Origin of the sequence: Streptomyces doebereineriae (assembly GCF_031845645.1) — a bacterium.
Classification (GTDB): Bacteria; Actinomycetota; Actinomycetes; order Streptomycetales; family Streptomycetaceae; genus Streptomyces; species Streptomyces canus.
The window spans coordinates 1-468 of the sequence record NZ_JAVREZ010000214.1 but is presented as its reverse complement, the minus strand read 5'-3'; the positions used below and the strand labels follow the sequence as shown (position 1 = coordinate 468).

Annotated in this window: 1 pseudogene; it reads right to left on the bottom strand. The window is 64.3% G+C overall.

Features of this window, described 5'->3' with window-relative positions:
• Positions 1-468, bottom strand: a pseudogene (locus RNB18_RS51530) (glutamine synthetase); the annotation flags it as partial.

Here is a 468-nt window from a genome sequence, read left to right as displayed (position 1 = left end):
GCACTCCCCCTTGACGCCCTCGCAGTACAGCCCGGCGCCCTCCATGCCGAGACGGATGTCGCGCAGCAACGGCTCCATCCGGGTGGATGCCATCATGGCGTAGTCGACGTTGTAGTCGGTGGCCGGTGTCAGGTTGCGGTATCCCGCGGCCCAGGCCTCGCGGAATGTGTTGTCGAACACCATGAATTCGAGCTCCGTACCGACGTACGGCACCAGCTTTCGCTCGGTCAGCCGGTCGATCTGGCGGTTGAGGATGCTACGCGGAGCCTGCTCGACGGGGCGACCGTCCAGCCACGACAGATCCGCCATCACCAGCGCGGTGCCCGGCAGCCACGGGATCAACCGCAAGGTGCTGAAGTCGGCGGTCATCACCATGTCGCCGTAGCCGGTGTCCCAACTCGACATCGAGTAGCCACCGACAGTGTTCATGTCAACGTCGACCGCGAGCAGGTAGTTACAACACTCCGC